The sequence below is a fragment of the Pseudaestuariivita atlantica genome, from assembly GCF_001205715.1.
Lineage (GTDB): Bacteria > Pseudomonadota > Alphaproteobacteria > Rhodobacterales > Rhodobacteraceae > Pseudaestuariivita > Pseudaestuariivita atlantica.
On the sequence record NZ_AQQZ01000003.1, the window covers coordinates 82,876 to 109,535 of the forward strand.

Consider the following 26,660-nt stretch of genomic DNA (forward strand, 5'->3'; position numbering starts at 1 on the left):
GCCATGCGCACCGGGCCTAGCCCCGGTGCGCGACCTTCTCCACCGACTTCTCGATCAGGGTCAGGCAATCGGGTGTCGAGAACCGATGATCCGCGCCCTTGACCAGCGTCAGGCGGATGTCGTCGCCGGTGGCATGTTCCAGCAGGCGCAGCGCGACGGACATGTCCACGTCTTCGTCCGCCGTGCCCTGCAGCATCCGCACCGGGAACGGCAGGTAGAGCGGCGAGCGCAGGACAAGCTGCGCGCGCCCGTCCTCGATCATGCGGGAGGTGATGGGATAGGGCTCCCCGTAATCCGAGGGCAGGTGCACGACGCCGTCGCGCTCCATCGCTGCCTTCTGGTCGTCGGTGAAGCTGGCCCACATGCCGTCCTCGGTGAAATCGGGCGCGGCGGCGATGGTGACAAGGCCCGCGACACGTTCGGGCATGGCCCGCGCGATCAACAGCGACACCCAGCCGCCCATCGACGAGCCGACAAGGATCTGCGGCCCCTCGGTCAGCGCGCCCAGAACGGCCATCGCGTCCGCCGCCCAGTCGCCGATGCAGCCTTCGGTGAAGGTGCCAGAGGACTGGCCGTGCCCGGAATAGTCGAACCGCAGGAACGCGCGTCCCGCGCGCTGTGCCCAGTCTTCGAGATGCACCGCCTTGGTGCCGGTCATGTCCGACATCAACCCGCCAAGGAACACCACGCCGGGGCCGCGTCCTTTGGTCCGGTGATAGGCGATTCGCCGCCCCATGGGCGTCTCGAACATGTCGGGCATCGTCGGCACTCCCTCTCTTTGCCCCTGATCCTACAGGGATTTCCGCCGCAGGACAGGCCCCTATACGTGACCATATTGACACGTGACTAATTACTCACATAACTATGACCCATGGATGCGATCTTCAAAGCCCTGAACGACCCGACCCGCCGCGCGCTGCTGGATGCGTTGCGGGCGCGGGACGGGCAAAGCCTCAGCGATCTCGAAGCCAATACCGAGATGACGCGCTTCGGCGTGATGAAACATCTCAAGCTGCTGGAAGAGGCCGGGCTGGTGACCACCCGCAAGCAGGGCCGGTTCAAGTACCACTACCTGAACGCCGTGCCCCTGCAGGAGGTGATCGACCGCTGGATCGAACCTTTGCTCGCCAAGCCCATGGCGCGCGGGATGCTCGACCTGAAGGCGCATCTGGAAACCGAGGTGCCCCCACCCAACCCGAAAGGAGCCACCATGCTCGACACCGACCAAAAGCCCGACTTCGTCCACCAGACGCTGATCCGCTGCACGCAGGACGCCCTGTGGGACGCGCTGACGCGGGCCGACCTTCTGGCGCAGTACCATTTCGCCTGCGATGCCGCCGAAGGCGACGCCGCCGTGGGCGAACCCACGAACATGCTGCGCGCCGACGGGTCGGTCATGCTGACGCAGGTCACCACGCGGCTCGACCCCAAGACGCGGATCGAACAGACGTTCGAGCCCAACTGGTTCGAAGGCGACAACGCCAAGAGCCGCATCGTGTTCGTGATCGAACCCGAGGGCACGGCCTGCAAGCTGACCTGCGAGCATTACGACATTCCCGCCGGGCAGGAAGGCGTGGCCGAAGGCTGGGCGCGTCACATCGCGTCGCTGAAAAGCTGGCTGGAAACCGGCGAACCGATCAAGATGGGGCGCTGAGATGTCTGTCGAACTGACCTACCTGCTGCTGACCGCGCTGCTGGCCGGATCGCTGTGGATCCCGTTCATCGTCGGCGTCACGTCCGAGGCGGAGGATTTCACCGATTTCACCCGCCCGCCGGACCTGACCCGGATGCGCCCGTGGGTTCACCGCGCCTTTCGCGCGCACCAGAACCTGCTGGAAACCCTTGTACCCTTCGCCATCGCCGTCGTGGTAGCGCATGTGGCGGGCGTGTCGACGCAGGTCACGATCTGGGCAAGCGTCGCGTTCTTCTGGATCCGCGTCGTGCACGCGGCGGGCATGATCTCGGGCTACGCGGTGTTCCCGGTCCGCCCGGTGATCTTCACGGCCAGCTACCTGTGCACGCTGGCCATCGTGGCGGCGGTGCTGCTGGCCTGAGGCCACCCGCCGCCATCCCGCGCGCGCTCCGGTCCGGGGCGCGCGCGCTCTCTCTTTCTCAGCCGCCAACATACCCGCCGCCGCGCGGGCGGTAGAACACCTTCTGGTTGTGCAGCCGCCCCAGCAGGTCGTGCACCGAACGCCGCCGGCAGGAGCTGCCGTCGCGCGCGCTTTCGGCCAGACGCAAGGTGTGATCGCGCAGCGCGTCCTCGATCATCTCCAGATCCTCGACACTCAGTTCAAACGTGGTGTTGGGCTTTGCCATGCGGTCCTCCTGCGTCCTCTCGTTTCCGATGCGAAACATATGGGCGAGTCGCAAGAAGTCCACGTATTCTTAGGCATACCGAAATCGGGGGGTGGTCAGCGGCCCTCGACCTCCTCCAGCCGCAGCGCCAGAAGCCCCCCGCCGGCCGCCATCGCGGCAAAGAGGATCAGGGTGATCTCGGCCCCGAACACCGCACCCACGCCTGCCACGAGGCCGGTGGCCAGCAACAGGACCCCGATCACCGTGTTGGCCACCGCGGCATAGGCCGCGCGCCGGTCTTCGGGGGCCATGTCGACAAGGTAGGTGGACCGCCCCTGCCGGACGCCGTGATAGGCCACCATCTGCACGAACAGCGCCAGCGGCATCGCCAGAAGCGCGCCGCCAAGACCCGCAAGTGCCAGCCCGACCGCCGCCAGCATCGCCGCCGCCGCGATCCCGCCGGCCATCGCCAGCACGAGGCGGCTCGACCGGTCGGCGAGCCGGCCCCAGACGTAGGATGACAGAAGCGACCCGGCGGCAGAGGCCAGCAGCATCGCCCCCAGCCGGTCCAGCGCCAGCACGCCCTGCGCGCTGCCCAAGAGCACGAAATAGGGCGGCGCCAGCGAGGTGGCGATCAGAAGGCCCCGCACCACCAGGAACAGCCGCAGCCGCGCGTCCTCGCGCAGGGGCGAGAGGTCAAGCGCGGGCGCGTCCGCCTCGGCGGTCGAAGGCTCCTCCTCCACCCGCGCCATGACCATCGCGGCCGACGCCCACAGGATCGCGGCCAGCGCGATGGCGGCCAGCACCGCCGCCTCGGACCGCAGGATGCCCGCGATCAGCAGCCCCGCGAAGACGAGCACCGCGACGGACGAGGCCGACGCCGCGAAGCCGGTGATCGCACCGCGCCGCGTCTTGGCGATGGTCTTGCCGAGGATGTCCTTGAACGACACCGAACAGGCCGCGCGGAACATGGCGAGCATGGCCAGCGCGGCGCAAATCGCGAACCCGGCGGCAAGGCCCGACAGGGTGACGCCCGCCAGCACGATCAGCGCGGCGGCGATCCCCTGCCCGGCCGCCCCGGTGACCCACATCCAGCGCCGCGCCTGCATCCGGCGCAGCCGCCCCGCCAGCAGGATCTGCGGCAACAGCGCCCCCGCCTCGCGGATCGGCACAAGGGCCGAGATCAGCCATGCCGGGGCGCCCAGCGACTGCATCAGCCAGCTCAGCACCAGCTTAGGGTCGATCAGCCCGTCGGCGACCTTGGTCTGGCCCAGCGCCGCGACGTGGCGCAGGCCGTTGCGCGCCTCGGTCTCGTCCGCCGCTCCGTCGGCGTCGGTCAGCGCGTCGAACGCGGTGCTTGCGGTCATGCCGGTCATGTTCTGCCCCCGAATGGCTTGACCGCACCGTGCGGCCATGCAAACGACAACGCGAACCCGCAACCGGGCGTTCCGTGGGCGCCAGACTGACGAGGAGGACACGATGTCCCAGATCTCCCTCACCTTCCCCGATGGCAATGCGCGTGACTTCGACGCGGGCGTGACGCCCGCCGAGGTGGCCGAAAGCATTTCGAAAAGCCTTGGCAAGAAGGCGATCAGCGCGACCGTGAACGGCGCGCATCACGACCTGCAATGGCCGATCGAGGCGGATGCCTCCATCGCGATCCACACCATGCAGGACGACGAGCAGGCGCTGGAACTGATCCGCCACGATTGCGCGCATATCATGGCCCGCGCCGTGCAGGAGATCTGGCCCGACACCAAGGTCACCATCGGCCCGGTCATCGCCAATGGCTGGTACTACGATTTCGACCGGGCAGAGCCCTTCACGCCCGAAGACCTCGGCCTGATCGAAAAGAAGATGAAAGAGATCATCAACGCCCGCGACCCCGTCCGGACCGAGGTCTGGGACCGCCCGCGTGCGATCAAGCATTACGAGGACAATGGCGAGCCCTACAAGGTCGAGCTGATCGAGGCGATCCCCGGCGACGAGCCCCTGCGCATGTATTGGCACGGCGACTGGCAGGACCTCTGCCGCGGCCCGCACCTGCAACATACCGGGCAGGTGCCGGGTGACGCGTTCAAGCTGATGTCGATCGCAGGCGCCTACTGGCGCGGCGACAGCGACCGCGCCATGCTGCAACGCATCTACGGCGTCGCGTTCAAGAACCGCGAGGACCTGAAAAAGCACCTCCTGATGCTCGAAGAAGCGGCCAGGCGCGATCACCGCAAGCTGGGGCGCGAGATGGACCTGTTCCACATGCAGGAAGAGGCGCCGGGCCAGATCTTCTGGCACCCCAACGGCTGGACCGTCTACACCACCCTGCAGGATTACATGCGCCGCAAGCAACGCGCGGGCGGCTATGTCGAGGTGAACACCCCGCAGGTCGTCGACCGCAAGCTGTGGGAGGCCTCGGGCCACTGGGAAAAGTACCAGGAGAACATGTTCATCGTCGAAGTGGACGAGGACCATGCCCGCGAGAAGGCGATCAACGCGCTGAAGCCGATGAACTGCCCCTGCCACGTGCAGATCTTCAACCAGGGCATCAAGTCCTACCGCGACTTGCCCCTGCGCATGGCCGAATTCGGATCGTGTGCGCGGTATGAACCCTCGGGCGCGCTGCACGGGATCATGCGGGTGCGCGGGTTCACGCAGGACGATGGCCACATCTTCTGCCGCGAGGACCAGATCGAGTCGGAGACCGCCGTCTACATCGACTTCCTGTCGTCGATCTACCGCGACCTCGGCTTTGCCGAGTTCCGCGTCAAGTTCTCGGACCGGCCCGACACCCGCGCCGGATCGGACGAGATCTGGGACAAGGCCGAAGCGGCGCTTCTGTCGGCCACCCGCGCGGCGGGGATCGAGCCCGAGATGAACCCCGGCGAGGGCGCGTTCTATGGCCCGAAACTGGAATTCGTGCTGACCGACGCAATCGGGCGCGACTGGCAATGCGGCACCCACCAGGTGGATTTCGTGCTGCCCGAACGGCTTGACGCGACCTATATCGGCGAGGACGGGGCCAAGCACCGCCCGGTCATGCTGCACCGCGCGACACTCGGGTCGTTCGAACGCTTCATCGGCATCCTGATCGAGGAACACGCCGGCAAATTGCCCTTCTGGCTGGCACCGCGTCAGGTCGTCGTCGCCTCCATCACGTCCGAGGCGAATGCCTTCGTGCACGAGGTCGTGGAGACCCTGAAGGCGGCGGGTGTCCGGGCCGAGGCGGATATCCGCAACGAGAAGATCAACTACAAGGTCCGCGAACACTCGGTCGGCAAGGTGCCCGTGATCCTCGCCATCGGCCACCGCGAGGTCGAGGAACGCACCGTCAGCCTGCGACGGCTGGGGGAGAAGCAGTCCTCGGTCATCGCGCTGGACGAGGTCGTGCCGCAACTGGCCGCCGAGGCCACGCCGCCCGACCTGCGCTGATCCTCAACGGCGCGCGCAGACCCGCGCGCGCCGCTCCCCGGTCAGTACGCCGTCTTGTCATCCTTGCCCTGCTTGCGGGCCACCACCGGCTCGTCGCGCCTATACGGTGCGCCAAACACCCGGTCGGCCACCGCCACCTCGGGCGGGTTGATCAGGAAATTGCAATGCAGGAACCGCGACCGCGCCTTGGCCTTCTGCAGGGCCGAGATCATCTGCTTGCGGCGGACGAAGTCCTGCTCCAGCTGGATCGAGGTTTCGAGGCCCTTGATCTGGTTCCACAACTGTTCACATTCCGACGGGCCGTCGGAATTGATGCCCACGTTGAACCCGCCGGGGATGGCCGATTGCACGCGGATCACGAGGTCTTCGTCGCCCAGCTCCAGCCGGTCACCGACACCCAGCGCCGTGGGCGTGCGCAGGTAGACCTCGGTCACGTCGCGCACCTCGTAGACGATCACGCCCTCGGACGGGATGCCGCTAGAGACGAAGGAGGGGCCGTCGAACTGGTCGGTCTCCAGCCGCGCCTCGACCATGTAATGGCCCGGCGCGGTGCGGCTGGGTATCCGGATCGCGCGGCGGCGGTCGGGCGGCAGCGGCCGCTGCAGCGAGATCGCGTGCAGATCATAGCCCCGGCGCAGACCCAGCGCATGGTCGCGGATCGCGCCGTCCGACAGCCACCCGAAATGCGACTTGGTATGGGCCGACGGGTGCGGCCCGCTTGCCGCCGACATCACGTCGAACCCGTCCATCGCGGGCGACACGAAGTAAAGATCGCCGAACAGCGTGACCGCGTGCAGGATCTCCATCCCCCAGACGCCGACGCTGGTATCCATCGTCAGGCCGGTGTCGCGGAACATCGGGATGCGGCAGAAGGCGTCCACCCCGCTGGGATGGTTCGGCACGCTCCAGAAATATCCTCCACGGTGGGGCCCGACGCTGTGCGGGATGACGATCACGGCGAAATCGAAATCGTGACCCGCGGGGAGCGAGGCCAGCCCCGCCCCGGTCACGTCGGCGTCGTCGGCCTCGACCACCGGCATGATCACCGGGTCGATCCACGCGCGCCCCGAGGACGCGTTGCGGATGAAGGCCGAGATGGAGCCGTCCAGACCCGTCGCCGGGTCGGGATGAAAGTATACCCGGTCCGCCAGCATGGCGGGCCAGTCGTCTGACGGTCTTGGGTCGACCGCGTTGTTCCACACGGGAATAAAGGCGATGCGTCGCGCACCGATCCATTCTCTGGACATAATGTTTCCAATCGAAAAAGGCGTTTCAGGTAAAAATGAACGCCCCGATCATATCACGAAAACGGGCCCACGTCAGGATGGTCGGGTGCGCCACCGGCGGTCGCGCACCAAGTCATTGTCACGGTTTCAGAAATGCGCCTTGGGCTCGTCCGGCTTGCCCGCCGCCACGGCCAGAAGGCCGCCGACGCCGGCAAAGACGATCGGGAACATGGTGAAGACGCCGAAGTCGAAGGCGTAAAGCATGCCCGCCGCCGACAAGAGAAGCAGGATGCCGCCCCACAGCGCCCGCGCCTTCGCCATCGCGCCACCGGCGATGGCCAGCACGGGGGCGAGGATCGACATGGTGCGGATCAGGCCCGGATTGTCGGGCGCGTTGGCGAGGTTGATGTTCTCCTGCTCGGCCCATGCCAGAAGGTCCAGCCAGCCATAGCTGAAAAAGCCTACCATCATGCCCACGATCCCGGCGATGATGCCAAGTGTTGCCGCCGCGTTGCGCATTCACGTCTCCTTCGGTCGTTTGCGCCCACATAAGGGGTCGCGCGCGATCAGCCAAGGAGCGTCTTGCGCACCTCTTCCCCCCAACCGAGATACATCGCGTCACCATCGACGATCAGGGGGCGTTTCATCAGCGCGGGGTGCGCTTTCAGCAGCGCCTCGGGCGGCTCCGCGCGCTCATCGTCGGACAATCCGCGCCACGTGGTGGACCGCGTGTTCACAAGAGCGGCACCAAACCGCTGATGCGCGTGGGTCATGACCTCATCCGGGACACCATCCGCGCGAACATCGACAAACTCTGCATTCTGCAACGCTTTCAGCGCTTTACGGCATGTATCGCAGGTCTTGAGTCCATATAATTGCAAACCGCCCCCCTTCTCACATTGCATAAATATTAGGCGATACCTACTTCTCCGGCCGCCTGTCTCTTGATTTTTTAACCGAGCGGTCAACCTTTATCGCCAGCGAAAGTTGAAGACCACCCACGGCTGTCCGCCGCAGGGTGAGAAGCGATTTTTGGCACGCCGATCCGGCCTCTCCCGGTCCGGTAACGATTTAAGTCAGAAGGAGACACGTGATGCCGACGGGCACCGTGAAATGGTTCAATACAACCAAAGGCTACGGGTTCATCGAACCCAGCGAAGGCGGCAAGGATGTGTTCGTGCACATCTCGGCCGTGGAACGGGCCGGCTTGACCGGCCTCGCGGACAACCAGAAGGTCGAATACGAATTGATCGAGGGACGGGACGGCCGCCAGATGGCAGGAGACCTGAAGGCGGTCTGACGGACCGTCCTCACGCAGCCTGCAGGCGGTTGGCCTCTTGCCGGGCCATCGCCATGAAATCGCGCATGAACGGTTTGCCGCGGTCCGCATCCCGGATCGCGGCGAACAACCCGCGCGTCAGCCCGGTCTTCGTGATTGGCCGGGTCACGTAGTCGGTCGAGGTCTTGACCTCGCGCACGACCCAGTCGGGCAGCACCGACACACCCCGGTTCGACGCCACGAGGAACAGGATCACCGCCGTCAGTTCGGCCTGCCGCACCGCCGCCGGTTCGACCTTGGCGGGCGTCAGAAGCTGGCTGAACACGTCCAGCCGCGCGCGGTCCACCGGGTAGGTGATCAGCGTCTCGCCCCGGAAATCCTCTGCCTCGATGAACTCCTTCGCCGCCAGCGGATGCTGGGCCGAGGCGACGAAGACCGGCGCGTAGTCGAACAGGTGGTCAAAGGTGATGCCCGGCAGCGTTTCGGGATCGGAGGACACGACAAGGTCCACCTCTTCCCGCCCCAGCGCAGGCAGCGCGTCGAAGGCGAGGCCGGGCCGGATGTCCACGTCCACGTCCGGCCAGTTCACGCGGAACCGCTCCAGCACCGGGAACAGCCATTCGAAACAGGCATGACATTCGATGGCGATGTGCAGCCGCCCGCTCGACCCGTCGCGCAGCCCGTCGAATTCGGCCAGCGCCGCCTCGATTTCCGGCAGGATGCGATCGGCCAGCCGCAACAGGCGCATCCCCGCCGCCGACAGGCGCATGGGCTTGGCGCGGCGGATGAACAACTCGACGCCCGTCTGCTCCTCCAGCCCCTTCACCTGGTGCGACAGGGCGGATTGCGTGATGTTGAGCATCTCGGCCGCGCGGGCGAGGCCGCCGGCTTCGTGGATGGCCTTGATCGTGCGGAGGTGGCGGAATTCGAGGTGAATTTTCATCTGACTCATGTTGATCTTGAGGATTATGAATTTGTCTCACGTTCAGGCCCGTGGGACAAGGCGGAAAGCTGAAAGGAATGTCCATGCCCCTCCCCGCCGTATCCTTCGAGTTTTTCCCGCCGCAAACGATGGCCGGTTCGTTCCGGTTGTGGGACGCGGTGCAGACCCTCGCGCCGCTCGATCCGCGCTTCGTGTCGGTGACCTACGGCGCGGGCGGCACCACGCGCGACCTGACGGTCGAGGCGGTGGACGCGCTGTCCCGCCAGACCGACCTGACCGTCGCCGCCCACCTCACCTGCGTCGACGCGACGCGCGAGGAAACGCTCGACCTCGCGGCGCGCTTCGCCAAGGTGGGCGTGCGCGATCTCGTGGCGCTGCGCGGGGACCCGGCCAAAGGGTCAGGCGCGTTCGAACCGGCGCCGGGAGGCTTTGCCGGATCGGTCGAACTGATCGCGGCACTGGCCGAAACCGGCCAGTTTACCCTGCGCGTCGGCGCCTATCCCGATCCCCACCCCGAGGCCGCATCACCCACCGCCGATGTCGACCACCTCGCCGCCAAGATCGACGCGGGCGCGCACGAGGCGCTGACGCAGTTCTTCTTCGAACCGGAAACGTTCCTGCGGTTCCGAGATGCCTGCGCCGCGCGCGGCATCGCCGCACCCATCACCCCCGGCATCCTCCCGATCGAGGACTGGTCCCGCGTCAAACGCTTTGCCGCGCGCTGTGGCGCGAAGGTGCCCACATGGCTGGACGAGGCCTTTGCCACCGCCGACCGGGACGGGCGCAGCGACCTGCTGGCCGTCGCCGTCTGCACCGAGCTCTGCTCGACCCTGATCGACGAAGGGGTAGAGACGCTGCATTTCTACACGCTCAACCGCCCGGAACTGACCCGCGACATCTGCTGCGCGCTGGGACTGCGCCCGCGCGCGAGCCTGCAGAAGGTGGCCTAGCCCAGCATCGCGGCGAGCGCGATCCAGCCCGCCGTTTCGCTGACAACCTGCGTCGCGCCGCACACGTCGCCCGTCTGCCCGCCGATCTGTCGGCGGGCCAGCGCGGTCAGGCCATAGGCCGCCGCCAGCGCCACGGCAAAGGCGACAAACCCCGCGCTTCCAAGAAGAACCAGCGCCAACCCCAACGCAAGCGCACCCGCGATCAGGGACTGTGATTGCTCCACCTGCGTCGATGCGCCCAATCCGTCCGCTCGGGCGGGCGGCAAAAGCGTCAGCGGCAGGCCCATCATCGCGCGGCTGGTGGCCGCCAGCACGATCAGGCCCAGCGCCAGCGCGCCCCAATCCGCGATCTCGACCATCGCGACCAGCCGCAGCCCCACGGCAAACACCAGCGCCAGCACGCCGTAGCTGCCGACGCGGCTGTCGCGCATGATGTCCAGCTTGCGTTCTCGCGTGGCACCACCGCCGAACCCGTCGGCCACGTCCGCCAGCCCGTCCTCGTGCAGCCCGCCCGTGGCCAGCGCCAGCGCAGCAAGCGCCAACGCCCCCGACAGCACCGCCGGAACGCCCAGCGCACCGGTGATCCACATCACCAGCGCCGCGCCGATCCCGAGGGCCGCGCCGATCACCGGCCAGGCCCAGAGTGTCTGCCCCATCTCGGGCGCGCGTCCGGTGACGTGCCCCGCGGGCAGCCGGGTCAGCAGCATTGCCGCGATCTGGACCTCGGCGCGGCGGCTCATCCGCCCGACACGCCCGCCTCGGCGAAGGTGGCCATGCCGTTGTGGCACGCCAGTGCCGCCTTCACGACGCCCAGCGCCAATGCCGCGCCCGACCCCTCGCCCAGCCGCATCCCCAGATCGAGAAGCGGCGCCTTGCCCAGCCCGATGACCAGCGCGGCATGGCCCGGCTCGGCGCTGGCATGGGCGACAAGGCAGTGATCCAACAGGCGCGGATCGGCGCTGTGCAGGGGGGCGACGGCGGCGGTGCAGATGAACCCGTCCAGAAGGACCGGAATGCGCGCCGCGCGCGCGGCCAGGACCGCACCGCAGATCGCCGCCTGTTCGCGCCCGCCAAGGGCGGCCAGCGCCTGCGCGGTGCCCAGTTTGGCCGCGTGGCGGTCAAGAGCGGCGTCGATCGCGCGGGTCTTGCGCGCGATGCCGTCGGCATCCGATCCGGTGCCCGGCCCGACCCATTTCGCGGCCGACCCGCCAAAGGCCGCCGCCGCCAGCGCCGCCGCGATGGTCGAATTGCCGATCCCCATCTCGCCAAGACAGAGGATCTGCGCGTTCGGGTCCACCGCGTCCCAGCCGCGCGCCATGGCCGCCAGCGTCTCGGCCTCGGACATGGCGGGACCGGTCGTGATGTCTCCCGTCGGCGTATCAAGATCGAGCGGGATCACCGAAAGGTCCGCCCCGGCAGCCTTGCACAGCTGGTTGATCGCCGCGCCTCCCGCTTCGAAATTGGCAACCATCTGCACGGTCACTTCCTGCGGAAAGGGGTTTACGCCCTGCGCGCAAACGCCGTGATTTCCTGCAAAGACAAGCGCCTGCGCATGGTCGATTTGCGGCTTCTCCGCCCCTTGCCACCCGGCAATGAAGATCGCGACATCCTCAAGCCGCCCCAGCGCGCCCGGCGGCTTCGTCAGGCTCATCTGGCGGTTCGTCGCCGCCTCGATCGCGGCGGCATCGGCCAGCGGGAGCTCACCGGCAAACGAGGACATGGCATCGAGGGACTTGAGCGGGAAATCGGTCATGGGAGGATCCTATTTAACCTTGAGGGGCAGGCCGGAGACGGCCAGATAGACTTCATCGGCGGTGGCCGCAACGGCCTGGTTGAGTGACCCCTGGGCATCGCGGAAAGCCCGGCCCAGCGCGGTGTCTGGCACGATGCCCATGCCCACCTCGTTCGATACCAGAACAACCGGCCCCGCCTGAGCCTTCAGCGTGGCCATCAGGCGTTCGGTCTCGGCCCGCAGGTCGGGCGCATCGTCGCCCCCGGCCAACATCAGGTTGGTGAGCCACAGCGTCAGGCAATCCACCAGCCGCGCGGCACCCGGCGCGTCTGTCTCGGCCAGCGCGGCGCACAGGTCGCGCGGGGCGTGCAGCGTCTGCCACTCGGTCCCGCGCCGCGCCTGGTGGGCGGCGATGCGCGCGCGCATCTCGTCGTCCCATGCCTCGGCCGTGGCGATGTAGGTGGCGGGCCGGGACAGGCCCAGCGCCATTTCCTCGGCGATCCGGCTTTTGCCCGACCGCGCCCCGCCCGTGACCAATATCGTCTTGCTCATGCGCGCTAGAGACATCAATAACGCACGCACCGCAACGGGAGATGCGACCATGCCCGCGCCGCGCGCGACCACGCTCCTGATGATCCGCCACGCGCCGGTGGTCGCGCCCGACCGCCTGTCGGGGCGGCGCGACGTCGAGGCCGACGTGAGCGACACCGCGCAGGCCCGCGCGGTCGCCGCCTTTTGCGGCACGCCCGACCTGATCGTCCGCTCCCCCGCCACCCGCTGCGCGCAGACCTCGGAGGCGCTCTGGCCGGGGGTGGAGGCGGAGGTCGATGCGCGCCTGTGGGAGCAGAGTTTCGGCGAATGGGAGGGCGATTGGCTTGCCGACATGCCCGATCTCGGCCCCCTGTCGCTGGCCCAGCTGGCCGCGCACCAGCCGCCCGAGGGCGAGAGCTTCCTGCAGGTCACCGACCGGATCGCGCCCGCGCTGCGCGACCTGATGGCGCGCGGCGGGCGGATCGCGGTCGTGAGCCATGCCGGTGTGATCCGCGCATCGCTTGGCCTCGCGCTGGTCGAGCCGCCCGCGGGCCTCGCCTTCGCGGTGGGTAACTGGTCAGTGACGGAATTGCAGGGCCTGCCGGACGGGCCGATGGCCATCGCCCGCGTGAACTGGAGCCCGCATGACGCGGCCTGATGCCGGGGTCGCCGGCCATTTCGGGGAGTTCCTGCAAGGCAGGCTTGGCCCCGACGGCCCGGTCGCGCTGGTCACGCTGCCCTGCCCGGTGGCCCGCGCCCGCGTGGTGCGCTTGGGCCAAGCGGGGTTCGGCGTGGCGGGTGCTCCCGTCAGCCGCGCCGCGTGGGGCCGGTTCGCCCGCGCCCTCGGCCAGCCGCTGAAGGGCCGGTTCGGGGTCTTCACCACCCTGCCCCTTGGTGCCGGTGGCGGAATGTCCACCGCGCTTCTTCTGTCGATAGCTCGCGCGGCGGGGATCGCGGCGACGCCCACCCAACTCGCCCGCGCCTGCCGCATCGCCGAAGGGGCGAGCGACCCGCTGATGTGGCCCGACCCGGCCGCCCGGCTCTGGGCCTCCCGGCAAGGCCGCACGCTGGCCCGCTTGCCCGCCCCGCCCCGCTTCGACGTGGTCGGCGGGCTGTGGGGGCCGTGCCAGCCGACCGACCCGTCAGACACCGATTTCCCCGACATCGCGGACCTGATCCCGCGCTGGCGTGACGCCTGTGCAGGGGGCGACGCCGCCGCTGCCGCCGCACTCGCCAGCGAAAGCGCCAGCCGCTGCCGCGCCGCGCGGGGACCCGCCACCGACCCGACACCAGCGATCGCCCGCGACCTCGGCGCGCTTGGCTGGGCCATGTCGCATACCGGGGCCGCCCGCGCGTTGCTCTTCTCGCCCGGCACCGCCCCCCGCCACGCCGGGGCCACACTGGCAGAGGCCGGCCTGCGCAGCACCCTGCGCTTCGGGGTCGGCGCATGAGCGCGGCGCTCGCCATGGCGCTGGCGCTCGGCATCGACGCCTGCATCGGCTGGCCCGACGCGCTGTATGCCCGGATCGGCCACCCGGTCACCTGGGCGGGGCGCGCCATCGGCTGGGCCGACCGCACGTTCAACCATGGCAGCGAGACGCGCCGCCGCGTCGCGGGCATCCTCACCGTCGCAGGCCTTGTGGGCGGCGTCATCCTCGCCACGGCACTGGTGCAGACCGCCCTGCCCGACGGGCTGGTCGGCACGCTGATCCTCGCCCTCCTCGCATGGCCCCTCGTCGCCGCGTGGTCGATGGGCGAGCACGTGCGCGCCGTCCTGCGCCCCCTGCAGGCGGGCCGGACCGACGACGCCCGCGCCGCCGTCGCCATGATCGTGGGCCGCGACGTGACCCGGCTGGACGACACCGGCATCAGCCGCGCCGCGCTGGAAAGCCTGGCCGAGAATACGTCGGACGGGATCACCGCGCCGCTGTTCTGGGGGGCCTTGTTCGGGCTGCCGGGGATCGCGGGGTACAAGATGGTCAACACGCTCGATTCGATGATCGGCTACCGGACCGAGCGCCACCGCGCCTTCGGTTGGGCGGCGGCGCGGCTCGATGACGTGGTGAACTGGATCCCGGCACGGCTGACCGGCGCGCTGTTTGCCCTTCTGTCGCGGCACCCGCGCGCGGCGTGGGAGGTGATACGCGCCGATGCGCGGCACCACCGCTCGCCCAATGCCGGCTGGCCCGAGGCGGCGATGGCAGGTGCGCTTCAGGTCCGCGTCTCCGGCCCCCGCCTTTACGACACTGGCCCGACCGACGATCCTTACGTCAACGCCTCGGCCCCCGACCCCGCACCGCGCGACCTTGCACGCGGGCTGGCGCTTTACCGGCGGACACTTTGGGCGATGGGCGCGGGCCTCGCCCTGATCGGAGGACTGGCCCTTGCGTGATCACGGCGGCAACCTCGACGCGGCGCGCGCGGCCTTTGGCGGCGCGGCGGGGGAGTGGATCGACCTCTCCACCGGGATCAACCGCGTACCCTATCCCGTGGGCGACGCGCCGCGTGGGGCGTGGACGGACCTGCCGGGCGACATGGCGATGCAGGCGCTGACCGATGCCGCCCGCGCGGCCTATGCGACCGAGGCCCCGATCCTGCCGCTCGCCGGGGCCACCCAGCCGATCCAGCTGATCCCGCGCCTTCTGCCGCGCGGAGAGATGCGCATCCTCGCCCCCACCTACAACGAACACGCTGCCAGCGCCCGCGCCGCCGGGTGGGAGGTGCGCGAGGTGGCCGACCCCGCCGCGCTGGCAGGGGCCGCGCTGGCCGTGATCGTGAACCCCAACAACCCCGATGGCCGCGCCTTTGCGACCGCCGGCTTGCGCGCGCTGGCGAACGAGGTCGGGCATCTGGTGGTCGATGAAAGCTTTGTTGATCCCACACCCGAAGCCTCGCTGTGCCCCATGCTCGACGCGCTCGACAACGTGGTCGTGCTGCGCTCGTTCGGGAAGTTCTACGGCCTTGCCGGTCTGCGGCTGGGCTTTGCCCTTGGCCCCGCGCGGCTTTTGATGGCGATGCGGGAAGAGGCAGGCCCATGGGCCGTCAGCGGCCCCGCCCTTGCCATCGGCGCACGGGCGCTTGCCGATATCGCGTGGGCCGACGCGACCCGCGCGCGGCTTGGGGCGGAGACCACCCGCCTCGACACCGCCGCAGACCGCGCGGGATGGCGCACGGTGGGCGGCACCGCCCTCTTCCGCCTTTACGACACCGGCGATGCCCGCGCCGCGCAGGAAAAGCTCGCCCGCGCCCGCATCTGGAGCCGGGTTTTCCCCTATTCCGACACATGGCTGCGCCTCGGCCTGCCGGGTGGCGGCGACGAATGGGACCGGGTCGAAGCGGCGCTTGGCGCCTAACGGGCGAGGCCCAGCAGGCCCGTCACATCCAGATGCGCCTCAAGGTGGTCGGCCAGCGCGTCCAGCGCCGCATCGACACCCGCGTCATAGGCCACCCCCGACGGGGCCGCGCCCATCGCGGCAAGGAAAGCCGCGCGGAACCCGTCATCGGCGAACATGCCGTGCAGGTAGCTGCCCATCACCCGCCCATCGCCGCTGATCGCGCCCTCTGCCGCGCCATCGACGAATCCGAAGGGACGTTGCAGATCGCGCCCCTCGGTCCGGCCGATATGGATTTCATAGCCCGAGAATTCCGCCCCGCTCGCGGCATGGGTCGCGCGGACGCGGGTCAGACGCTTGTCGGGTGTCATGCGCGTGACGACGTCCAGATGCCCCAGCCCCTCGGTCGCGCCGGGTGGTCCTTCGATCCCGTCCGGGTCCTCGATCCTCGTACCCAGCATCTGGTAGCCACCGCAGATGCCCAGCACCCGCCCGCCGCGCCGCAGATGCGCGGCAAGGTCGATGTCCCAGCCCTGCGCGCGCAGGAAGGCGAGATCCCCGATCGTTGATTTCGAGCCGGGAATGATGACAAGGTCGGTATCGCCGGGGATCGCCTGCCCCGCCCGGATCATCGACAGCCGGACGCCCGATTCCGCCGCCAGCGGGTCGGCATCATCGAAATTGGCGATGCGGCTGAGCGCCAGAACGGCCACGTTCAGCCCCTCACCGCTACTCACCTTGGGCAGGTCGAGCGCATCTTCGGCAGGCAGCTTGTGCGCGTCCGCAAACCACGGGCAGGTGCCGAATCCCGGCCAGCCGGTGGTCCGTTCGATCAGTGCATAGCCATCGTCGAACAGCGACACGTCACCCCGGAACTTGTTGATCAGGAACCCGGAAATCATCGCGGCATCGCCCGCGTCCAGCACCGCCTGCGTGCCCACGATCTGCGCAATGACGCCGCCCCGGTCGATATCGCCGATCAGCACGACCGGCACGTCGGCGGCAACCGCGAACCCCATGTTGGCGATATCGCCCGCGCGCAGGTTGACCTCTGCCGGGCTGCCCGCGCCCTCGACGATCACAAGGTCATGCGCCGCTTTCAATCGCTTGAAACTCTCCAGGACCGGGGCCATGAGTTGCGGCTTCAGCTTCGCATAATCCCGCGCCTTGGCGGTTGTCAGGCGCTTGCCCTGCACCACCACCTGAGCGCCCATGTCGGTTTCGGGCTTCAGCAGGATCGGGTTCATGTCCGTCACCGGATCGAGTCCGCAGGCCCGCGCCTGCAATGCCTGCGCGCGTCCGATCTCTCCGCCGTCTGCGGTCACGGCGGCGTTGTTCGACATGTTCTGCGGCTTGAAGGGTGCGACCGTCAGGCCCCGCCGCACAGCCGCACGGCAGAGCCCCGCGACAAGCATCGACTTGCCTACGTTCGATCCCGCGCCCTGCAACATGATGGCCTTGCCCAACGCCATGCCTCCCCTTCCGATGCCCGTTCCTGACCCTGCCCGGACGGCGGGGTCAATATCTGCTATGCTTGCGACCGATTTCAGCAGGAAAGGACGCCACATGCAGCTTGGCGCGTTTTCAGTCTCACTCGGGGTCAAGGACCTCGCCCGGTCCAAGGCCTTTTACGAAACCCTCGGGTTCCAGAGCTTCGGCGGCTCGGACGAGCACGGGTTTACCATTCTCAAGAACGGCGACGTGGTCATCGGCCTCTTCCAGGGTATGTTCGACGGCCCGATGCTCACCTTCAATCCCGGCTGGGACCAGTCGGCGCAACCGGTTGACCCGTTCACCGATGTCCGCGAGTTGAAAGAACGGCTGCGGGAGGCGGGTTTCGACATCCAGCAGGAACAAGGCGCCGAGGTCGGCCCCGCGAGTTTCGTGGTGGTCGACCCGGACGGGTTGCCGATCCTGTTCGACCAGCATCGGTAGGCTCACTGTTTCGGCAGGAACGCCTCGACCGCGGCGGTGGCGATCACCGTCACGTTGCCCGAATCGGGGTTCGTGACGTTCAGCCCGCCTTTCACGGCGCTGACCGTGACCCGCCCGCGCGGCAGTTTCGCCGCCAGCGCGCCGGTATCCACCTTGTCCGGCTCCTGCGCGCCGATGGTCACGCGCACCTCCATCTCGTCATGGGACAGCCCCAGCGCCTCGAACATCGGGATCGAGGAATGGCGGATCGCGTCCTCCACCGCCCGCGCCGCGGCCTTGGTGTAATCCTGCCCGTAAAGGTCGTTGCCCATGCCCATTTCGATGATGAACCGCTGCATGATCAGACCTCCAGCGCGACAGAGATGGCGGCGTTGGCGATGACGGTCGGGTTGCCGTCGGGGCGCGGCACGTCCAGCCCGCCCTCCACCGCGTGGACCGAGACCTGTCCGTAGGGAAACACCGCCTTCACCGCGTCGGTGTCCACCGCCGCTGGGTCGGCCACGCCGATTTCGACGGTGATGATCATCTCGTGCTTCTCGCGCCCGAAAAGTTCCGCGAGGTTGATCGAGTTGTGCCACAGCGCGTCCTTCACGGCGCGGGTTGCGGCCTGCGTATAGTCCTGCCGGCGGAGCGAGGTGCCCATGCCGAATTCGGTGAGGAGGCGTTTCTGGGGCATGGCGGTCGTCCGTTATCTGCGGTTGCTTCTGGGTATAGGCGGTTGGATCGCAGAAACCAGCCTGTTCCGCTGTTTCCCTGCGCGGAATCAAGGCCGCAGGCCGCCGCGCATCGACGGGCCCTCCCACGGCCCGGCGATATGTCTGCCGTCAACGCGCAGACCTCAGCTTCTGCGGATTTTAGAGATAAAGCGCCCGGAGGCAAACCTCAGGATCGCCGGTCCAGGGCCCGTCTGGAGCCGTCGTTCTAAGCTGCGTGACCAGTCATTGCGCCCCCAACCCCGCGCGGAATCAAGGGCTTCAGCCCGCCGCGCATCGACGGGCCCTCCCCAGGCCCGGCGATATGGTTGCCGTCGGCGCAGGGACCACCGCTTCTTCGGGATTGAGAGATAAAGCGCCCGGAGACCACCGTCAGGATCGCCGGTCCAGGGCCCATCTGGCACCGTCTCGCGAAGGCAGGAGACCTGCCGTTCCGCCAAAGTCCCGACGACGTGCGGCTCAGAACTCCACGCCCTTCTGGCCCTTGATGCCCGACCGGAAGGGGTGCTTGACCAACGTCATCTCGGTCACGAGGTCCGCGATCTCGATCAGCGGCTCTTTCGCGTTCCGGCCCGTCAGCACCACGTGGGTCATCGGCGGTTTCTCCTCGCGCAGAAACGCCACCACCTCGTCGATATCAAGGTAATCGTACCGCAACGCGATGTTGATCTCGTCCAAGAGCACCATCCTGATCTTCGGATCGCGGATCAACTCCTTCGCCTTCTCCCAACCCTTAGCGGCGGCGGCGATGTCGCGCTCCTTGTCCTGCGTCTCCCACGTGAAGCCCTCACCCATCGCGTAGAACTGGCAAAGATCACCGAAATTCGCCTCGATCAGCGTGCGCTCGCCCGTCTGCCACGCGCCCTTGATGAACTGAACCACGGCGCAGGGCATCTCGTGCGCGATGCAGCGCAGGATCATGCCGAAGCCCGACGACGACTTGCCTTTTCCCGGCCCGGTATGGACGATGATGAGGCCCTTCTCGCCCTCCTTCTTCGCCATGATCTTGTCCCGCGCGGCCTTCTTCTTGGCCATCTTGGTGGCGTGACGGGTGTTTTCGTCGATCTGTGACATGACGTCTCCGGTTGACATCCGGCGCGCGCGCGCCTCTAGGTGACAGGTGCTGGTGTCCAAGGGCTACCTTGGACGAAGAGGGAATGCGAGGGGGACAATTTTCGTACGAAAATTGTGTCTGACGCAGCCGCCCCCGCGACCGTGACCGAAGAGGCCGCTAGACGCCACTGGGCATCGCCCGGGAAGGCAGCGGCCGGGCCAGATAGGCACTTCGCAAGCCGGGAGACCTGCCAGCGAACGAGACACGGACGACCGGGGTGTGTCGGGGCCGGATCACGCGGGGGAAGCCTCCCCGCCGGTCCCCCATGCGCCGATGGAGAATGACACATGGGCGCAACGCTGTATGTCTGCACCACCTGCCGCCACGACGGCGACGACCCCGAGGCACCGCGCCGCGGCGCGCGACTGGCCGAGGAACTGCTCGCCATGGACGCGCCCGACGGCGTGACGATCCAGCCCGTCGAATGCCTGTCCGCCTGCAAGACCGGCTGCTCGGTCGCACTGCAGCAGGACGGCAAGTGGACCTATGTCTATGGCCGGATGGACCCCGATGAAGGCCACGCCGCCGACATCATGGCGGGTGCCGCCGCCTATGCCGCGACCGCCGATGGTCTTGTCCCGTGGCGCGAACGGCCCGTGATCTTTCGCAAACAATCCATCGCCCGCATCCCGCCGATGCTATCCGGCCCCCCGAAACTCTAGGAAAACGGTCCGCTGCCCATGTCCGACCTGTCGAAAACCCCCGTCACCGTCATCACCGGCTTTCTCGGCTCGGGCAAGACGACCTTCATCCGCCACCTGATGCAGAACCCGCAAGGCAAGCGCCTTGCCGTGCTGGTCAACGAGTTCGGCACGATGGGCGTCGATGGCGAGATCCTCAAGGGCTGCGCGGACGAGAACTGCCCGGCGGAAAACATCCTCGAACTCGCCAACGGCTGCATCTGCTGCACCGTGGCCGACGATTTCATCCCCACGATCGAACAGATCATGGCCCTGCCCGAACCGCCCGACCACATCCTGATCGAAACCTCGGGTCTGGCGCTGCCCAAACCTTTGTTGAAAGCGTTCGACTGGCCCGCGATCCGGTCCCGCATCACGGTGGACGGCGTGGTGGCTCTGGCGGATGCCGAGGCGGTGGCCGCTGGCCGCTTCGCCCCCGACGTGGACGCGGTGCAGGCCCAGCGCGAAGCCGACGAGTCGCTCGACCACGAAACGCCCCTGTCGGAAGTGTTCGAAGACCAGATCTCCTGCGCCGACATCATCCTGTTGACCAAGGCCGACCTCGTGGACGACGCCACCATGGCCAGCGCCCGCAAGACGGTCGAGGCCGAATCCCCCCGCACCCTGCCGATCCTGCCCGTCAGCGAAGGCCGCATCGACCCGCGCGTCGTGCTGGGGCTGGGTGCCGCGGCCGAAGACGACCTCGACGCGCGGCCCTCGCACCATGACGGGCATGACGACCACGAACACGACGATTTCGACACGATCGTGGTGGAGATGCCAGAAATCGACGACCCCGCCGATCTGGAGGCCCGCATCGAACGCCTCGCCAACGAGGCCCACGCGCTCCGCGTGAAGGGCTACATCGCGGTCAAGGACAAGCCGATGCGGATGCTGGTGCAGGCCGTGGGCGCGCGCGTGCGGATGCAGTTTGACGCGCCTTGGGGCGACCGCCCCCGCGCCTCGGCCCTCGTGGTGATCGCCGAACACGACCACGTCGACCCGCAGACCATCAAGGACATCCTGGGGGTCTGATTTGCACGTCGTCTTCCGCGAAAGCCAGGGCCTCGACGATACCGAGACGCCGTTCGACCTGGGGCAATCCCCGGCCGACCTTGTCGTGCTGTCCTTCTCCGACAGCGACCTTGGTGCGTTCCAGGCGGGTTACCGGCGCGGGAAGGACGACCTGCCCTCCGTGCGGCTGGCAAACCTCGTCGCGCTGAAACACCCCCTGTCGGTCGATACGTATATCGAGCAGACGCTGACCCACGCCAAGGGCATCCTGATCCGCCTGATCGGCGGAGAAAGCTATTGGTCCTATGGGCTTATGTCCGTTCAGGACCTCTGCCGCCGGCAGGGCATCGCGCTCGCCGTGCTGCCCGCCGATGGCCGCCCCGACCCCGCGCTCGACGCGCTTTCCACCGTGCCGGTTTCGACCCTTCGCCGCCTTTCTGCCCTGTGCGAAGCGGGCGGCGCGGTCGCGGCGCATGCGGCGCTGGCGCAAATGGCGCTGGCGGCAGGGCTCTACGCGGCCCCGGTGATCGGCACCAAGTCGGTCCCCGATTTCGGCTGGTACCACCCCGATACGGGCGTGGTGCCCAACCCGCCCGAGGCCCGGCCGCTGGTCGTGGTGACCTTCTACCGCTCCTACCTTACCTCTGCCGACACCGAGCCGGTAGACGCGCTGATCCGCGCGCTCGAAGCGAGGGGATTCGCCGCCATCGGCCTTTTCGCGGCGTCGCTCAAGCAACCCGCTGCCGCCGACTGGACCCGCACGGAACTGGCCCGCCTGTCGCCCGCCGCCATCGTGAACGCCACGGCCTTCTCGGCGCAGGGCACCGACGGCACCTCGCCCCTCGACGCGCCCGGCTGCCCGGTCTTCCAAGTCGCGCTGTCGACGGCGCGGCGCAAGGAATGGCTGGACGCGGAACGCGGTCTGTCGCCCGCCGACCTCGCCATGCATGTCGTCCTTCCCGAAGTCGACGGGCGCCTCTTCGCGGGCGTCGCCAGCTTCAAGGCCCCGGCGGCGAAGGACCCCGACCTCGAATTCTCGCATTTCGGCCACCGGGCCGATGCGGAACGGATCGACCATGTGCTGGAGCGTGTCGCCGCGTGGCATGCGCTGGGCCAAAAATCTTTGCAGGACAAGACCCTCGCGGTCGTTCTGTCCACCTATCCGGGCCGTGACTGGAACCTTGCGCACGCGGTCGGTCTCGACCCTCTGGCCTCGACCACGGAACTCGCCGGGTGGCTGGGGCGCGACGTGCCAGGCGACCTTGGCAACCGTTTGACACATAAGACGATGACTTGGCCCCTGGCCTCTTATCGCTCTGCCCTCAAGCGTTTGCCGGACGAAGCTCAGTCAGCGCTCGAAGCAGCTTGGGGCGATCCGTCGAACGATCCGGATATCCGCGATGGCGCCGTACATTTCGCGGGCGTGGAGACCGACAAGACCCTGATCGCGCTCCAGCCCGAGCGCGGTGAGGTCGCCGAACGCGATGACGATTACCACGATCTCGCCCGCACCCCGCGCCATGCCTATGTCGCCTTCTACCTGTGGCTTCGGGAGCGCGGGATCGACGCGCTGATCCACGTCGGTGCGCATGGCACGCTGGAATGGCTGCCGGGAAAATCCGTCGCCCTGTCAGACACCTGCTGGCCGGAGCTGTTGTCTGGCACGACCCCGGTGATCTACCCGTTCATCGTGAACGATCCGGGCGAGGCCGCGCAGGCCAAGCGCCGCATCGGCGCGGTCACGCTGGGCCACGTGCCGCCGCCCATGACGGGCAGCGCGGTGCCGGAGGTTCTGCAACGTCTCGAAGGGCTTCTGGACGAGTATTCAACCGCCGACGGGCTTGACCCGGCGCGCCGCGACAGGCTCATCCAGAACATCCGGGACGAGGCGCAAGCGACCGGCGTGGAACGGGATCTCGACTTGTCCACAGACGCCTCGGCGGCGGAGGCCGTGACCCGGATCGACCGCTTCGTCTGCGACATCAAGGAAAGCCAGTTCGGCGACGGCCTGCACGTCCTCGGCACCGGCCCCCACGGCGCGGCGGAACGGGAGGGGCTCTTGTCGGCCCTGATGGGCCGCCGCGTGCCCGCCGGGCCCAGCGGAAGTCCTTACAGGGGACGTGAAGATGTCCTGCCAACCGGCCGGAACCTTTACACAACCGACCCGCGCAGCGTGCCGACCAGAGCCGCGCACGCGCAAGGCGTGAAGATGGCCGAAGAGCTGGTGCGGCGGCATCTGCAGGACAACGGCGACTGGCCGCGCAACGTGGTCGTGGACCTGTGGGGATCGGCCACGATGCGCACCGCGGGCGAGGAATTCGCGATGGCCCTGCACCTTGCCGGTCTCGCGCCCGACTGGGACGACAAGTCGGGCCGCGTGACGGGGTTCGAGGTGTTGCCGCTGGCGCTGCTGGGCCGCCCGCGCATCGACGTGACGCTGCGGGTCTCGGGTCTCTTTCGCGATGTCTTTCCGGGGCTTGCGCAGCTTTTCGAACGTGCCGCCGCAACCTTACAGGAGCGTGACGAGGCCGCCGATCAGAACCCCTATCGCGATGCCACGCCGCGCGTGTTCGGCCCGCGTCCGGGGCAGTACGGGCTGGCGATGCACGGGATGCTCGACACGCTCACCGACGCCGCCCGCCAGAGGGCCGGGGAGGCCTGGCTGGCGGCCTCCTCCCACGCGATCGCCGCGAGCGGAGAGATCACCGAGGCGCGCGATGCGGTCGAGGCGCGGGTACGCGGCGCGGACGCCTTCGTGCACGTGCAGGACCTGCCGGAAACCGATCTGCTCCTGGCCTCGGACTATGCCACGCACGAGGCGGGATTTGCCGCCGCCGTCAAGGCCTTGGGCGGTGAAGCTCCGGCGCTTTATCACATGGACGCCACCCGCCCCGACCGCCCCGCCGCCCGCGCGCTGCCCGAGGAGATCGCCCGCGTCGTGCGCGCGCGCGCGACCCATCCCGACTGGCTCGCCGGCATGATGCGGCACGGGTTCCGGGGCGCGGCAGAGATCGCGGCGACGCTCGATCACATGGCCGCCTTCGCGCATCTCGCGGGCGTCGTGCCGGCGCACCTGTTCGACCTGTATCACGACGCGACGCTGGGCGACGCGCAGGTCGCCGACTTCCTGGAGCGGGAAAATCCCGGCGCGTTCAACGCGATGCGGGCGCAGTTTCAGGCATTGCTCGAAGCGGGCCTGTGGGAGACGCGGCGCAATTCGATCCGGGCAACATTGGAGGGCGCGGCATGACGGCAAAGGGGTGGTGTCCGGGCGTGTTGCGCCCGATGGAGGTCGAGGACGGGCTGCTGGTGCGGGTCAAGCCGCCCATGTCGCGCCTGTCGCCCGAACAGGCCCGCGCCATCTGCGATGCCGCCGAAGCCTGTGGGTCCGGCGCGCTGGAACTGACCAGCCGCGCCAACCTGCAGATCCGGGGCGTGACCGAGGCGACCCACGCGGACCTCGTGGCGCGGCTCGACGCCGTGGGGCTGGTCGATCCCGACAAGGTGACCGAGGCGCGGCGGCAGATCACCGTCACGCCGCTCTGGTCGCCGGGGGCGGAGACCGAGGCTTTGCACGACCGGATCGTGGCGGGCCTTGGCCGCCTGCCCGACCTGCCGGAGAAGCTGGGTATCGCGGTCGATACGGGCCGCGCGGCGGTGCTGCGGGACGCATCCGCCGATTTCCGGTTCGAGAGGGTGGATGACGGCATCCTGCTGCGCGCCGACGGCGTGGAGGCGGGGCGGCTCGTGACGCTCGACACCGCCGTCGATCATCTTGTGGCGTTGGCGGAGTGGTTCGCCGCGAACAAGACCGATGGCGTGCGGCGCATGGCCGACCTGACCGCGACGACCGAACCGCCCGAGGACTGGCGCGCCGAGCCGATGGCGCACCGGGCGGGCGGTCTGGTGCCTGGTACTCTGCCCAATGGCTGCGTGATCGGCGTGCCGGGCGGCGCGCTGACGGCAGAGCGGCTGCGCGGGCTGCTGGACGAAGCAAGCCCTCACGGGCTGCGCCTGATGCCGGGGCGGATGATCCTGCTTGAGCGCGTGCGCGAATACGACGCGCCGGATTTCATTTCACATGCGTTCGACCCGCGGCTGCGGTCGGACGGCGCGGGGACGAACGATGCCGCATGAATACGAAACCAACGGCGCGGCGATCTACGAAGAAAGCTTTCGCACCATCCGGGCCGAGGCCGACCTGAACCGGTTCGACGTCGACGAGGAACCCGTCGTCGTCCGCATGATCCACGCGGCGGGGCTGGTGGGGCTGGAACGCGACGTGGCCTTCTCGGACGGGATGGCGACGGTGGCGCGTGCGGCGCTGAAAGGTGGCGCGCCGATCCTCTGCGACGCGTTCATGGTGGCCGAGGGGATCACCCGCAAACGCCTGCCCGCCGACAACGCGGTGATCTGCACGCTGCGCGACGCCGAGGTGCCCGAGATGGCGGCGCGAATGGGCAACACGCGGTCGGCGGCGGCGTTGGAATTGTGGCGTCCGCATCTTGAGGGGGCGCTGGTCGCGATCGGGAACGCGCCGACCGCGCTCTTCCACCTTTTGAACATGCTCGAAGACCCCGCCTGCCCGCGTCCGGCTGCGATCATCGGCTGCCCCGTCGGGTTCGTGGGCGCGGCGGAATCGAAGGATGCGCTGATGCAGGACCTGCCCTGCCCCGCCATGATCGTGCGCGGGCGGCTGGGCGGGTCGGCGATCACCGTCGCGGCGGTCAACGCGCTGGCGAGCCGGGCGGAATGACGGGCCGGGTGATCTGTGCAGGACTCGGCCCCGGCGACCCGGACCTGATGAGCGTGCGGTCGCATCGCCTGATCTCGGGCGCGCGGCACATCGCCTATTTCCGCAAGGCGGGCCGCGCCGGACAGGCGCGCGCGATCGTTGAGGGGATGCTGCGCGAGGACGCCGTCGAACACGCGATGGAATACCCCGTCACGACCGAGCTGCCGTTCGACGGGCCGGAATACAAGGCGGCACTGTCGTCGTTCTACGAGCAATGGGCCGGGCGGCTGGCCGAGATCGCGCGGAAGGATGACGTGGTCGTGCTGTGCGAGGGCGATCCGTTCTTCTATGGCTCGTTCATGCACCTGCATGTGCGGCTCGAAGGGCTGGTCCCGGTGGAGATCGTGCCGGGGATCACGGGCATGTCGGGGTGCTGGACGGCGACGGGCGTACCGGTGACATGGGGCGACGACGTGCTGACCGTCTGCATGGCGACGCTGCCCGAGGATGAATTGACCCGGCGGATCGCCGGGACGGACGCGCTGGTCGTGATGAAGATCGGGCGCAACCTGCCGAAGCTGCGCCGCGCGCTTGAGGCCGCCGGCAAGCTGGAAGAGGCGTGGCTGGTCGAGCGCGGGACGATGGCGGGCGAACAGGTGCGGATGCTGGCGGAGATCGAGGGAGAGGTCCCCTATTTCGCGATCTGCGTCATTCACGGGCGGGGAAGACGGCCATGAACAGCGACGTTTTTC

30 protein-coding genes and 1 riboswitch are annotated in these 26,660 nt (G+C 68.4%); of the genes, 16 read left to right on the forward strand and 14 right to left on the reverse strand.

Annotated features, from left to right (window positions below; translation table 11 throughout):
- Positions 1-16 precede the first annotated feature (16 nt).
- Positions 17-760, reverse strand: a complete 744-nt coding sequence (locus ATO11_RS06975; RefSeq protein ID WP_050530139.1) for an alpha/beta fold hydrolase — start codon at positions 758-760, stop codon at positions 17-19.
- Positions 761-871: 111 nt separating this feature from the next.
- Between ATO11_RS06975 and ATO11_RS06980 the strand changes: the two genes are divergently transcribed.
- The gene (locus ATO11_RS06980; RefSeq protein WP_050530140.1) at positions 872-1,654 is read left to right on the forward strand and encodes an ArsR/SmtB family transcription factor; all 783 of its coding nucleotides are present in this window, start codon (positions 872-874) and stop codon (positions 1,652-1,654) included.
- 1 nt (position 1,655) lies between these two features.
- Positions 1,656-2,054, forward strand: a complete 399-nt coding sequence (locus ATO11_RS06985) for an MAPEG family protein (RefSeq protein ID WP_050530141.1) — start codon at positions 1,656-1,658, stop codon at positions 2,052-2,054.
- Positions 2,055-2,112: 58 nt separating this feature from the next.
- On the opposite strand, the gene ATO11_RS06990 is transcribed toward ATO11_RS06985, so the two are convergent.
- Both ATO11_RS06990 and ATO11_RS06995 read right to left on the reverse strand, forming a co-directional pair.
- Complete coding sequence (locus ATO11_RS06990; RefSeq protein ID WP_050530575.1) at positions 2,113-2,319, reverse strand: hypothetical protein; 207 nt, start codon at positions 2,317-2,319, stop codon at positions 2,113-2,115.
- Between the two features lie 95 nt (positions 2,320-2,414).
- Positions 2,415-3,674, reverse strand: a complete 1,260-nt coding sequence (locus ATO11_RS06995; RefSeq protein WP_050530142.1) for an MFS transporter — start codon at positions 3,672-3,674, stop codon at positions 2,415-2,417.
- 103 nt (positions 3,675-3,777) lie between these two features.
- On the opposite strand from ATO11_RS06995, the gene thrS reads away from it, so the two are divergent.
- Positions 3,778-5,724: a threonine--tRNA ligase gene (gene thrS, locus ATO11_RS07000; protein WP_050530576.1), complete on the forward strand. Its 1,947-nt coding sequence runs from the start codon at positions 3,778-3,780 to the stop codon at positions 5,722-5,724.
- 41 nt (positions 5,725-5,765) lie between these two features.
- Here thrS and ATO11_RS07005 read toward each other — a convergent pair whose 3' ends face one another.
- From ATO11_RS07005 to ATO11_RS07015, 3 genes are all read right to left on the reverse strand, one after another.
- Positions 5,766-6,971 carry a hypothetical protein gene (locus ATO11_RS07005; protein WP_050530143.1) on the reverse strand — a complete coding sequence of 402 codons (1,206 nt, stop codon included), beginning with the start codon at positions 6,969-6,971 and terminating at the stop codon, positions 5,766-5,768.
- Between the two features lie 126 nt (positions 6,972-7,097).
- On the reverse strand, positions 7,098-7,469 hold the full coding sequence (locus tag ATO11_RS07010) for a hypothetical protein (protein ID WP_050530144.1): 372 nt from the start codon (positions 7,467-7,469) through the stop codon (positions 7,098-7,100).
- A gap of 47 nt (positions 7,470-7,516) precedes the next feature.
- Positions 7,517-7,831, reverse strand: a complete 315-nt coding sequence (locus ATO11_RS07015) for an arsenate reductase family protein (RefSeq protein WP_050530145.1) — start codon at positions 7,829-7,831, stop codon at positions 7,517-7,519.
- A 212-nt stretch (positions 7,832-8,043) separates the two neighbouring features.
- Between ATO11_RS07015 and ATO11_RS07020 the strand changes: the two genes are divergently transcribed.
- A complete protein-coding gene (locus ATO11_RS07020) occupies positions 8,044-8,250 on the forward strand; it encodes a cold-shock protein (RefSeq protein ID WP_050530146.1) in 207 nt (68 codons plus the stop codon).
- A gap of 10 nt (positions 8,251-8,260) precedes the next feature.
- On the opposite strand, the gene ATO11_RS07025 is transcribed toward ATO11_RS07020, so the two are convergent.
- Complete coding sequence (locus tag ATO11_RS07025) at positions 8,261-9,166, reverse strand: LysR family transcriptional regulator (protein WP_050530577.1); 906 nt, start codon at positions 9,164-9,166, stop codon at positions 8,261-8,263.
- 89 nt (positions 9,167-9,255) lie between these two features.
- Between ATO11_RS07025 and metF the strand changes: the two genes are divergently transcribed.
- A complete protein-coding gene (gene metF, locus ATO11_RS07030) occupies positions 9,256-10,122 on the forward strand; it encodes a methylenetetrahydrofolate reductase [NAD(P)H] (protein ID WP_050530147.1) in 867 nt (288 codons plus the stop codon).
- Here the strand turns inward: metF and cobS are convergent.
- Genes cobS through cobU form a run of 3 tightly spaced genes read right to left on the reverse strand, consistent with a single transcriptional unit; the run spans position 10,119 to position 12,406 of the window.
- Positions 10,119-10,862: an adenosylcobinamide-GDP ribazoletransferase gene (cobS, locus tag ATO11_RS07035; protein ID WP_050530148.1), complete on the reverse strand. Its 744-nt coding sequence runs from the start codon at positions 10,860-10,862 to the stop codon at positions 10,119-10,121. The two genes, metF and cobS, sit on opposite strands and share 4 nt — an antisense overlap.
- On the reverse strand, positions 10,859-11,875 hold the full coding sequence (cobT, locus tag ATO11_RS07040) for a nicotinate-nucleotide--dimethylbenzimidazole phosphoribosyltransferase (RefSeq protein ID WP_050530149.1): 1,017 nt from the start codon (positions 11,873-11,875) through the stop codon (positions 10,859-10,861). The genes cobS and cobT overlap by 4 nt, the downstream gene beginning before the upstream one ends.
- Before the next feature lie 9 nt (positions 11,876-11,884).
- A complete protein-coding gene (gene cobU / locus ATO11_RS07045; RefSeq protein WP_050530150.1) occupies positions 11,885-12,406 on the reverse strand; it encodes a bifunctional adenosylcobinamide kinase/adenosylcobinamide-phosphate guanylyltransferase in 522 nt (173 codons plus the stop codon).
- A 49-nt stretch (positions 12,407-12,455) separates the two neighbouring features.
- Here cobU and ATO11_RS07050 point away from each other — a divergent pair, with 49 nt between their 5' ends.
- Genes ATO11_RS07050 through cobD form a run of 4 tightly spaced genes read left to right on the forward strand, consistent with a single transcriptional unit; the run spans position 12,456 to position 15,738 of the window.
- Positions 12,456-13,043, forward strand: a complete 588-nt coding sequence (locus ATO11_RS07050) for a histidine phosphatase family protein (RefSeq protein ID WP_082176199.1) — start codon at positions 12,456-12,458, stop codon at positions 13,041-13,043.
- Complete coding sequence (locus ATO11_RS07055; protein ID WP_050530152.1) at positions 13,030-13,836, forward strand: hypothetical protein; 807 nt, start codon at positions 13,030-13,032, stop codon at positions 13,834-13,836. Before ATO11_RS07050 ends, ATO11_RS07055 begins: the two co-directional genes overlap by 14 nt.
- Positions 13,833-14,777: an adenosylcobinamide-phosphate synthase CbiB gene (gene cbiB, locus ATO11_RS07060; RefSeq protein WP_050530153.1), complete on the forward strand. Its 945-nt coding sequence runs from the start codon at positions 13,833-13,835 to the stop codon at positions 14,775-14,777. The genes ATO11_RS07055 and cbiB overlap by 4 nt, the downstream gene beginning before the upstream one ends.
- Positions 14,770-15,738: a threonine-phosphate decarboxylase CobD gene (cobD, locus tag ATO11_RS07065; RefSeq protein ID WP_050530154.1), complete on the forward strand. Its 969-nt coding sequence runs from the start codon at positions 14,770-14,772 to the stop codon at positions 15,736-15,738. The genes cbiB and cobD overlap by 8 nt, the downstream gene beginning before the upstream one ends.
- Here cobD and ATO11_RS07070 read toward each other — a convergent pair.
- On the reverse strand, positions 15,735-17,189 hold the full coding sequence (locus tag ATO11_RS07070) for a cobyric acid synthase (RefSeq protein ID WP_050530155.1): 1,455 nt from the start codon (positions 17,187-17,189) through the stop codon (positions 15,735-15,737). The genes cobD and ATO11_RS07070 overlap by 4 nt on opposite strands.
- Positions 17,190-17,283: 94 nt before the next feature.
- Here ATO11_RS07070 and ATO11_RS07075 point away from each other — a divergent pair, with 94 nt between their 5' ends.
- Positions 17,284-17,652, forward strand: coding sequence for a VOC family protein (locus tag ATO11_RS07075; RefSeq protein ID WP_050530156.1), 369 nt, complete (start codon positions 17,284-17,286; stop codon positions 17,650-17,652).
- 2 nt (positions 17,653-17,654) lie between these two features.
- Here ATO11_RS07075 and ATO11_RS07080 read toward each other — a convergent pair whose 3' ends face one another.
- The 3 genes from ATO11_RS07080 to cobO form a co-directional block, all read right to left on the reverse strand.
- Positions 17,655-17,990: a Lin0512 family protein gene (locus ATO11_RS07080; RefSeq protein WP_050530157.1), complete on the reverse strand. Its 336-nt coding sequence runs from the start codon at positions 17,988-17,990 to the stop codon at positions 17,655-17,657.
- A gap of 2 nt (positions 17,991-17,992) precedes the next feature.
- Positions 17,993-18,328, reverse strand: coding sequence for a Lin0512 family protein (locus ATO11_RS07085; RefSeq protein ID WP_050530158.1), 336 nt, complete (start codon positions 18,326-18,328; stop codon positions 17,993-17,995).
- 496 nt (positions 18,329-18,824) lie between these two features.
- Positions 18,825-19,439 carry a cob(I)yrinic acid a,c-diamide adenosyltransferase gene (cobO, locus tag ATO11_RS07090; RefSeq protein ID WP_242601376.1) on the reverse strand — a complete coding sequence of 205 codons (615 nt, stop codon included), beginning with the start codon at positions 19,437-19,439 and terminating at the stop codon, positions 18,825-18,827.
- 33 nt (positions 19,440-19,472) lie between these two features.
- Positions 19,473-19,688: riboswitch (cobalamin riboswitch) on the forward strand.
- Between the two features lie 78 nt (positions 19,689-19,766).
- On the opposite strand from cobO, the gene ATO11_RS07095 reads away from it, so the two are divergent.
- From ATO11_RS07095 to cobI, 6 genes are read left to right on the forward strand one after another with little or no spacing between them, the layout of a single operon-like run.
- Complete coding sequence (locus ATO11_RS07095; protein ID WP_050530159.1) at positions 19,767-20,141, forward strand: DUF1636 domain-containing protein; 375 nt, start codon at positions 19,767-19,769, stop codon at positions 20,139-20,141.
- Positions 20,142-20,159: 18 nt separating this feature from the next.
- Positions 20,160-21,194 carry a cobalamin biosynthesis protein CobW gene (gene cobW / locus ATO11_RS07100; RefSeq protein WP_050530160.1) on the forward strand — a complete coding sequence of 345 codons (1,035 nt, stop codon included), beginning with the start codon at positions 20,160-20,162 and terminating at the stop codon, positions 21,192-21,194.
- Position 21,195: 1 nt separating this feature from the next.
- Positions 21,196-24,423 (forward strand): cobaltochelatase subunit CobN, encoded by a 3,228-nt coding sequence (gene cobN, locus ATO11_RS07105; RefSeq protein ID WP_050530161.1) that lies wholly within the window; start codon positions 21,196-21,198, stop codon positions 24,421-24,423.
- Positions 24,420-25,310, forward strand: coding sequence for a cobalamin biosynthesis protein CobG (locus tag ATO11_RS07110; protein WP_134643083.1), 891 nt, complete (start codon positions 24,420-24,422; stop codon positions 25,308-25,310). Before cobN ends, ATO11_RS07110 begins: the two co-directional genes overlap by 4 nt.
- Positions 25,300-25,929: a precorrin-8X methylmutase gene (locus tag ATO11_RS07115; RefSeq protein WP_050530163.1), complete on the forward strand. Its 630-nt coding sequence runs from the start codon at positions 25,300-25,302 to the stop codon at positions 25,927-25,929. The genes ATO11_RS07110 and ATO11_RS07115 overlap by 11 nt, the downstream gene beginning before the upstream one ends.
- Entirely contained in the window at positions 25,926-26,645 is a 720-nt protein-coding gene (gene cobI, locus ATO11_RS07120) for a precorrin-2 C(20)-methyltransferase (protein WP_050530164.1), read from the forward strand. Before ATO11_RS07115 ends, cobI begins: the two co-directional genes overlap by 4 nt.
- Positions 26,646-26,660 lie beyond the last annotated feature (15 nt).

Bases quoted from the DNA above. Each gene is read 5' to 3' on its own strand.
- ATO11_RS06975 (WP_050530139.1), bottom strand. From the start codon at position 760: ATGCCCGACATGTTCGAGACGCCCATGGGGCGGCGAATCGCCTATCAC.
- ATO11_RS06980 (WP_050530140.1), top strand. From the start codon at position 872: ATGGATGCGATCTTCAAAGCCCTGAACGACCCGACCCGCCGCGCGCTG.
- ATO11_RS06985 (WP_050530141.1), top strand. From the start codon at position 1,656: ATGTCTGTCGAACTGACCTACCTGCTGCTGACCGCGCTGCTGGCCGGA.
- ATO11_RS06990 (WP_050530575.1), bottom strand. From the start codon at position 2,319: ATGGCAAAGCCCAACACCACGTTTGAACTGAGTGTCGAGGATCTGGAG.
- ATO11_RS06995 (WP_050530142.1), bottom strand. From the start codon at position 3,674: ATGACCGGCATGACCGCAAGCACCGCGTTCGACGCGCTGACCGACGCC.
- thrS (WP_050530576.1), top strand. From the start codon at position 3,778: ATGTCCCAGATCTCCCTCACCTTCCCCGATGGCAATGCGCGTGACTTC.
- ATO11_RS07005 (WP_050530143.1), bottom strand. From the start codon at position 6,971: ATGTCCAGAGAATGGATCGGTGCGCGACGCATCGCCTTTATTCCCGTG.
- ATO11_RS07010 (WP_050530144.1), bottom strand. From the start codon at position 7,469: ATGCGCAACGCGGCGGCAACACTTGGCATCATCGCCGGGATCGTGGGC.
- ATO11_RS07020 (WP_050530146.1), top strand. From the start codon at position 8,044: ATGCCGACGGGCACCGTGAAATGGTTCAATACAACCAAAGGCTACGGG.
- metF (WP_050530147.1), top strand. From the start codon at position 9,256: ATGCCCCTCCCCGCCGTATCCTTCGAGTTTTTCCCGCCGCAAACGATG.
- cobS (WP_050530148.1), bottom strand. From the start codon at position 10,862: ATGAGCCGCCGCGCCGAGGTCCAGATCGCGGCAATGCTGCTGACCCGG.
- cobT (WP_050530149.1), bottom strand. From the start codon at position 11,875: ATGACCGATTTCCCGCTCAAGTCCCTCGATGCCATGTCCTCGTTTGCC.
- cobU (WP_050530150.1), bottom strand. From the start codon at position 12,406: ATGAGCAAGACGATATTGGTCACGGGCGGGGCGCGGTCGGGCAAAAGC.
- ATO11_RS07050 (WP_082176199.1), top strand. From the start codon at position 12,456: ATGCCCGCGCCGCGCGCGACCACGCTCCTGATGATCCGCCACGCGCCG.
- ATO11_RS07055 (WP_050530152.1), top strand. From the start codon at position 13,030: ATGACGCGGCCTGATGCCGGGGTCGCCGGCCATTTCGGGGAGTTCCTG.
- cbiB (WP_050530153.1), top strand. From the start codon at position 13,833: ATGAGCGCGGCGCTCGCCATGGCGCTGGCGCTCGGCATCGACGCCTGC.
- ATO11_RS07070 (WP_050530155.1), bottom strand. From the start codon at position 17,189: ATGGCGTTGGGCAAGGCCATCATGTTGCAGGGCGCGGGATCGAACGTA.
- ATO11_RS07075 (WP_050530156.1), top strand. From the start codon at position 17,284: ATGCAGCTTGGCGCGTTTTCAGTCTCACTCGGGGTCAAGGACCTCGCC.
- ATO11_RS07080 (WP_050530157.1), bottom strand. From the start codon at position 17,990: ATGCAGCGGTTCATCATCGAAATGGGCATGGGCAACGACCTTTACGGG.
- ATO11_RS07085 (WP_050530158.1), bottom strand. From the start codon at position 18,328: ATGCCCCAGAAACGCCTCCTCACCGAATTCGGCATGGGCACCTCGCTC.
- cobO (WP_242601376.1), bottom strand. From the start codon at position 19,439: ATGTCACAGATCGACGAAAACACCCGTCACGCCACCAAGATGGCCAAG.
- ATO11_RS07095 (WP_050530159.1), top strand. From the start codon at position 19,767: ATGGGCGCAACGCTGTATGTCTGCACCACCTGCCGCCACGACGGCGAC.
- cobW (WP_050530160.1), top strand. From the start codon at position 20,160: ATGTCCGACCTGTCGAAAACCCCCGTCACCGTCATCACCGGCTTTCTC.
- ATO11_RS07110 (WP_134643083.1), top strand. From the start codon at position 24,420: ATGACGGCAAAGGGGTGGTGTCCGGGCGTGTTGCGCCCGATGGAGGTC.
- ATO11_RS07115 (WP_050530163.1), top strand. From the start codon at position 25,300: ATGCCGCATGAATACGAAACCAACGGCGCGGCGATCTACGAAGAAAGC.
- cobI (WP_050530164.1), top strand. From the start codon at position 25,926: ATGACGGGCCGGGTGATCTGTGCAGGACTCGGCCCCGGCGACCCGGAC.